The organism is Mycobacterium sp. (assembly GCF_035499775.1).
GTDB lineage: Bacteria > Actinomycetota > Actinomycetes > Mycobacteriales > Mycobacteriaceae > Mycobacterium.
In genome coordinates this window covers 21,333-27,651 of the sequence record NZ_DATJYB010000556.1, presented here as the reverse complement: position 1 = coordinate 27,651, position 6,319 = coordinate 21,333, and the positions used below count along the sequence as shown (strand labels likewise).

At 63.0% G+C, this 6,319-nt stretch carries 6 protein-coding genes and 2 pseudogenes; all 8 read right to left on the bottom strand.

Features of this window, described 5'->3' with window-relative positions; all coding sequences use genetic code 11:
- Positions 1 to 177, bottom strand: a pseudogene (locus VML93_RS33920) (short-chain dehydrogenase); the annotation flags it as partial.
- A gap of 2 nt (positions 178 to 179) precedes the next feature.
- Positions 180 to 1,205 (bottom strand): alpha/beta hydrolase, encoded by a 1,026-nt coding sequence (locus tag VML93_RS33915; RefSeq protein WP_325617516.1) that lies wholly within the window; start codon positions 1,203 to 1,205, stop codon positions 180 to 182.
- 93 nt (positions 1,206 to 1,298) lie between these two features.
- On the bottom strand, positions 1,299 to 1,946 hold the full coding sequence (locus VML93_RS33910; protein WP_325617515.1) for a class I SAM-dependent methyltransferase: 648 nt from the start codon (positions 1,944 to 1,946) through the stop codon (positions 1,299 to 1,301).
- Positions 1,947 to 2,061: 115 nt separating this feature from the next.
- Positions 2,062 to 2,250: pseudogene (locus tag VML93_RS33905) on the bottom strand (transposase); the annotation flags it as partial.
- Between the two features lie 108 nt (positions 2,251 to 2,358).
- Positions 2,359 to 2,673 carry a barstar family protein gene (locus VML93_RS33900; protein WP_325617514.1) on the bottom strand — a complete coding sequence of 105 codons (315 nt, stop codon included), beginning with the start codon at positions 2,671 to 2,673 and terminating at the stop codon, positions 2,359 to 2,361.
- Complete coding sequence (locus VML93_RS33895; RefSeq protein ID WP_325617521.1) at positions 2,670 to 3,023, bottom strand: ribonuclease domain-containing protein; 354 nt, start codon at positions 3,021 to 3,023, stop codon at positions 2,670 to 2,672. Before VML93_RS33895 ends, VML93_RS33900 begins: the two co-directional genes overlap by 4 nt.
- A 70-nt stretch (positions 3,024 to 3,093) precedes the next feature.
- On the bottom strand, positions 3,094 to 5,868 hold the full coding sequence (locus VML93_RS33890) for an RND family transporter (RefSeq protein WP_414686519.1): 2,775 nt from the start codon (positions 5,866 to 5,868) through the stop codon (positions 3,094 to 3,096).
- A gap of 47 nt (positions 5,869 to 5,915) precedes the next feature.
- The gene (locus tag VML93_RS33885) at positions 5,916 to 6,314 is read right to left on the bottom strand and encodes an MmpS family transport accessory protein (protein WP_325617520.1); all 399 of its coding nucleotides are present in this window, start codon (positions 6,312 to 6,314) and stop codon (positions 5,916 to 5,918) included.
- Positions 6,315 to 6,319 lie beyond the last annotated feature (5 nt).

Here is a 6,319-nt window from a genome sequence, read left to right as displayed (position 1 = left end):
GGCGGTGTTTTGTGCTGCGGCTTCGTCGATGTCGCTGCAGACCACCGCGCCGCCACGGCGGCCGAGTTCGACCGCGAACGCCGCGCCGATCCCGCTGCCGGCGCCGGTCACCACCGCCGAGGCGCCGTGACTGGTGGTGTTGGACTTGGGTAGCAGCCTGTCGAGAGGGCCGAACATCGTCAGCTCGCCTCTTCGGCGAGAACGCGCGCATCCTGCATCACGTGGGTAATGAACCGCGCCACGTTGGCCATGGCCTTGGCGGCATCGGGCGTCATGCGCGGCATCGCCTGGAACACGTGCATCTGGTGGGGCCAGATCTGCAGCTCGCAGCGTCCGCCCGCGGTGCGGATGTCGGATGCGAGTTGGCGGGCGTCGTCCTGCAGCATCTCGGCTCCGCCCGCCTGGATCAGGGTCGGTGGAAGTGGCCGCCCGCCGGCAACATTCAGTCTCAACCGGTGGTGGCTGGGATCGACACCGGCGTGGTAGAGGTTGACCAGGCGGATCGCGTTGGCGACGCGGGCGGCGGGGTCGGGGCGCACCTGCTCTCGCGCGAGGCAGAGTCCGAAGGTGATGTCGTACAACGGCGAAAACAGCACTGCCGCGGCAGGCGGGTTCGCGACAACCTCGGGTTGCAGCAGCATGTCTACGATCAGGTGGCCTCCGGCCGAATCGCCGGCAACGACAATCTGTTTCGCAGGCACACCACATATGTCGACGAGCCAGTCCCAGCCGGCCTGCACGTCGTCGGCGGCGGTCGGGAAGCGGTGGCGTGGTGCCAGCCGGTAGTCGATGCTGAACACCGGCAAGCCCGTCAGGGACGACAGCCAGGATGTCAAGCGCCGGTGCGTTTTCGGAGAACACACGACGTAGCCGCTGCCGTGCACGTAATAGATGGCTTCAGCCCGGCCACGATCGGTCAGCCGGGCACGCCCGGCCGCGCTGGTCGGAGTGCGTGGTCCGTAAACCCATTCGCCCTTGACGCGCCGTCCGTCGGGCAACACGGTGTCGACCTGCTCGACGCGGGTGCCCTTCAGTGACGGGCCGAATGCGGCCATCGTCCTTGCTATGAGCCGGCGTGACAACCAGACTCCCCAGGCACGCTCGGGGGGCACCAGCCCGCCGATCGGCCGAATGGTGTACGCACTCATGGTGGCCGCGGTGCGAGATCGCAGCGATCCGCGGGAAGGGACAGCGCCGTCCGTCATGGAGCGCAGTCAATACCAAATGGCGACATTAGTCAATGGCAGGTTTGCGGGAGCGGCCTTGACCTCGTTTGTGGAGAACGAGACGCGCGTGTCTTACGCCTGGGTCGGTGCCGGCGTGCCGATCAATAGGTGGGGTGCGCCGTCCGCGGCGTTGATCCGGCGGTGTTGCACTGTGAGGCCCGCGCTTTGCAGCATGCTGATGACCTCGGGTATGGGACGAAGGCGAAAGCCGTTGCCAGTAAACGGTAACTTCGCCATCGTCTGGGGGTCGGCGACGCCGACGACGATGCGTCCCGAGGGTACTGTCACCCTGGCCAACTCGGTGAACGCCTCCTGTAACTCGGCGATGAAGTAGATGGTGTTGACCGTCAGGACACCATTCAGGGTCCCGTCGGCGAAGGGCAGTCCGGTCAACGACGCGTGGTGCAACGCCAACCGCCCCGCCGTGACATCGCGCCGATACCGCCTTGCGGCTTGTTTGAGCATCGTGTCCGACACTTCCACTCCATGGACGCAGCCCGACCGGCCAACGCTGTCAAGCAGCAATTTCAGGCCCACACCGCCGCCAAATCCGACGTCGGCCACCATGGCATCGTTGTCGGCGTGCAACGCCTGTACAGCTGCGCTCACGAAGCCGCGGTTGCCTCGGTTGAGCGCGAGCCCAACCAGCCTCCCACCCACGCCACGTGGGTGGCCGAGCTGTTTAGCGATACCGGCCATCAGAGCGCCCCGGGCGGCCATCTCCTGACCGTACCGGCTCGACGTGTTCTACGCCCACACGATTCGCCGACTCGACGAACAAGCACCCGTTCAGCGGAGTCCTCTGTGTCGCTTCGATGAAAAAGTGACAGCCGGAATCCTTGAGCCGCTTGGCGTCCTCGGCCTTCAGCCCACCAAACCGGTTGCGCCACCGGTGCTACGTCGCCTCCGACACCCCCAGCTCGCGGCACACCGCCGCGGTGTCCTTGCCCTCGGCCAACAACCGGTCAGCAGCCATCAGCTTGCGCACAACCTGCTCCGGGCTGTGCCGTTTCCTCGTCGCCATGATCTTGTCAAGCCTTCCTGCCCCCACACGTGGGCCGCAAGACTCTCATAGGCCACGGATCAACCGATCGGGGTCAGGCCAGCTGCGGGCGCCCTGGAGACGACGAGGTCACCGAAGTCTCAGCGTGACCCCGGCATCGTCGAAGACCTCCCGTACCGCGTCGAAGAACGAGCGCTGCCCACGTTGCACGTGCTTGAGGTAGCGTCGCGACGCCGCGCTGTACTGCCATTCGAACTCATACGGTCGATCCTCCGGGGTGCCGAATCCGCCCCGCAGGCAATCGGCCAGCGCATCGAGATTCCGTCCGAAGTATCCCCCGGGGCCATTGACCGACCGCCCGATTTCCCGATAGAAGTCCTTGGGCGACTTGATCTTTCGGCCATCGATTCGGAAGATCAGAGGTTCGTCTGGCTGCGGCGTCATGGCTGCCCTCCGGCATCAGAGATCAGACAAAACGAGTCGTAGTGGTTGCCGGTGTAGAAGTACTGCGGCGGATTGGTCAACGGGGATCCACCGGTGACGATGCGCCTCGCCGAGCGGTCCCGGGCACCCGGGGTGATCACGGTGTACTCGTGGTAGTAGCCCCTGGCCTGGTCGGGTAGGTGGCCCTCGCGGTTCCCGAAAACCACGCCGTCCTCGCGTGGGAATGGGAATGGGCCATTGGAGTGGATGGCCCGCACCGTGTTGGTCACCTCGGGCGGCAGGGTGGTCAGCGGGCACGTCGGAACGCCAGCCGGCGTCGTTGCCGGCCGGGGTGAATTCGTCCGCAGCAGCGCCCATCCGCCGGCGATGACAAGCAGTGCGCAGACTGCGACAAGCGCGAACTTCCGCTGTGACAACGCTTTACCGCTGCGGCAGCGGACGCGCACGCACCAGTGTCGGCCACCAGAACCACGGCCCGAGGATTCGGAGGATGCAGGGCACCACGAACGAACGCACGATCAGCGTGTCGAGCAGCAGACCGATGCATACGGTGGAACCCACCTGACCGACGGTTCTGAGATCGCTGCTGAGCATCGCCAGCATCGTGAACGCGAACACCAAACCCGCGGACGTCACCACACCACCCGTGCTGCCGAGCGCGCGGATGAGACCGGTGTTCAATCCGGCGTGGAGTTCCTCTTTGACACGGAGAATCAACAGAAGGTTGTAGTCGGAACCCACCGCCACCAGGATGATGAACGTGAGTGGCAATATCAACCAGTACAGGGGCAGGCCGATGAGGTGCTGCCAGACGAGTATGGAGAGCCCGAACGCTCCGGCGTAGGAGAAAGCCACGGTACTGGGGATGACCAAGGCGGCCATCAGACTTCTCGTCAGGAACAGCATGATCAAGAAGATCAGCACGAAGGCGGCGATCGCCACGATAAGCAGATCGGACGCGGCGTATTGCTTGATGTCCTTGTTGGTTGATCCCGAACCGCCGATATAAACTCTCGCGCCAGCCAGCGAGGTCTCTTTGAGGGCCGCGGTTATAGCTGTGGGGAACTGTTCGACATGCAGCACGCCATCCGGGCCGTTGGCGTCCCCCTCGTGGGTGATGATGAGCCGAGCAGCCTTTCCGTCCGGCGACATCAAGAGCTGCATACCCGTCTTGACGTCGTCGTTGTCGAAACCTTCATGGGGGATGTAGAAGAAGTCATCGCTGCGGGACTGGTCGAAGTCGAGCCCCACATTGACCTGGTCGAAGAATGTCTGGTCGGTCTGTGTGGACTGCAAAGACGACTGGCCGTAGGTGCTGACTAAAAGAGACGCTAAAGACTCCGAGTCGTCGGCCGTGAGTTTCAGCTGAATGATTATTTGCGGCAAGATCCTGTCGATAGCCTCGAGGGAGGTTTTGGCGGCGGTGATATCCTCGGCCAACTTGTCGATATGGTCGAGCGTGTCGAACACCGACCTGAACGTCCAGCAAATCGGGATGTCGAAACAGTGGCGCTCCCAATAGAAATAGCTCTTGATCGGCCGGAAGAAATCGTCGAGGTTTGAGATTTCCTCATTCATCTCATGGGTGACCCTTTCCAGATCCTCGACCGTGAGAACCGTCTTATGCAGCTCATCCGACATCTGTTGGAAAAAGCCGATCTCTTTCCGTAAGACCGTGACAGTGTGCGTCGTGATCTCTGCCTGCTGGGCCGTATTAGCGTTTTGCTGCTGATTGAACGGGAGCTGTTGACCGCTACCGCTGCCCTGCGTGGTGAACAAGTAGGGGATGGTGGCATGTTCCAAAGCTCGGCCCATGGGCCTGGTGATGCTTTGCACCATCGCGACGCCGGGAAGGCGCTCGAGGGCTTTGGCCGCCCGGTCCAGCGAGATGAAATCAGCCGAGTTTCGCATGTCGTGATCCGACTCGATCATCAGCATCTCGGAGAACAGCTTGCTCTTCGGGAAGTGGTTATCCGCCGCCGCGAAACCCTGATTGGCGGAGCCGCTGCGCGGTTGGTATTGGCGGTCGTCGTAGTTCTGCCGGTACGTCGGCACGAAGATCGCGCCGAACATGACGGCAGCGGAACTGGCCGCGAGGATAGGCACCGGCCACCGGACCACGCTCGTCCCGATCCGCCGATACAGATGCGCCTTGGCCTTGCTTTTCGGATCGAAAAGCCCGAAAAGGCTGCCCACGCATAAATAGGCCGGGCCGAGCGTCAGCGCTGCCGCGATGGTGAACAGCATGCTGATCGCAACGGCCGGCCCCATGGTGTGGAAGTAGTTGAGGCGCGCGAAAGTCAAGCAGTAACACGCCCCAGCGATCGTCAGCCCCGAGCCAAGGATGACCGGCGTTACACTCTTGTACGCGGTGTAATACGCCTCCTCCCTGCCTTCGCCGTCGTGTCGCGCCTCGTGATAGCGGCCGATCAAGAAGATGCCGTAATCCGTCCCCGCTCCCAAGGTCAGCGCGACGACGATGTTCACGGCGAATGACGAGAGCTCGATGTACCCCAGATGCCCGAGGGTTGCGACAACCCCCTTCGCGACCAGCATCTCGAACAGAACTCCGGCCAAGGGCACAAACAGGGTGACGATGGAGCGGTACACCAGCAGCAACATCCCGATGATGAGGAAGATCGTCACGATCGTGATGTCATTCAAGCTGGAATTCGCGATCGCCACCGTGTCCTTGGCGAGCGGCGCCGCGCCGCTGACGTAGACCTTGAGCCCGGGCGGCGGGGTGTCGTTGGCGACGATCTCCCGAACGGCAGCAACGGACTCATTCGCTTGCATTTGGCCGATATCGCCCGCGAGACGCAACAGCACGTAGGCGCACTTGCCGTCGAGGCTCTGCGCCCCCGCCGCGGTGATCGGCTTCCCCCACAGATCCATGACGTACTGCACATGCTTGAGGTCTTGCTTGAACCGGCGCATCAGTCCGTCGTAATAATCGTGGTCCACCTGGCCCAACGGCCGGGTGGCCTCCAGCACGATCATGGCCAGGCTGGTCGAATTGGACTCCTGGAACTTCGCACCGATGGCCAGCAACGACCGCTGCGACGGCGCATAGTGCGGGACCACCGGCCCCGCGAGTTCTTCTGCGACCCGCTCGACTTGGGGCATGAAGGTGTTCGTCGACACGGCGAGAAGGCCCCAGAAGGCGATGATTGGTATCGCGAAGACGCGGACCATTCTGGGGACGAAGGGTCGTTTCGTCGGATACTCCGCCTGATGCTGGCTCATGCGGATTTCACTAGGCAGAAGACGTGCGCGTCCTGATTGTTATCGGACTGTTCGGCGCGGACAACGCCATTCACCCGCAACCGGCAGCCCACTTGACCGCCATGAACCTGCGCCGAGATGCTGCCGGACACCACGGTGAGCGTGGTCGTCTCCGTGTGCGACCACGGCAAGGTCGTGAGATCAACCCGATGCGGATGCCCGTCGATGTCCACCCAGACGAGCAACCCCCCTTGCCCCACGGAGCCGGACAACTCATACGTGAGCCGTTTGATACTGAACTCCGGAGGTGCTGCCGGCTGATTGACGGTGATGACGGGCGGGGGATTGGAGAACTGGTGCACCTTCCACATGCCCACCGCGCCCACGCCGAGCACGATGACGGCAACCAACGGCATCCAGA

Excerpts from the sequence above, each read along its gene's own strand:
- VML93_RS33915 (WP_325617516.1), bottom strand. The coding sequence starts at position 1,205 with ATGACGGACGGCGCTGTCCCTTCCCGCGGATCGCTGCGATCTCGCACC.
- VML93_RS33910 (WP_325617515.1), bottom strand. The coding sequence starts at position 1,946 with ATGGCCGCCCGGGGCGCTCTGATGGCCGGTATCGCTAAACAGCTCGGC.
- VML93_RS33900 (WP_325617514.1), bottom strand. The coding sequence starts at position 2,673 with ATGACGCCGCAGCCAGACGAACCTCTGATCTTCCGAATCGATGGCCGA.
- VML93_RS33890 (WP_414686519.1), bottom strand. The coding sequence starts at position 5,868 with ATGGTCCGCGTCTTCGCGATACCAATCATCGCCTTCTGGGGCCTTCTC.
- VML93_RS33885 (WP_325617520.1), bottom strand. The coding sequence starts at position 6,314 with ATGCCGTTGGTTGCCGTCATCGTGCTCGGCGTGGGCGCGGTGGGCATG.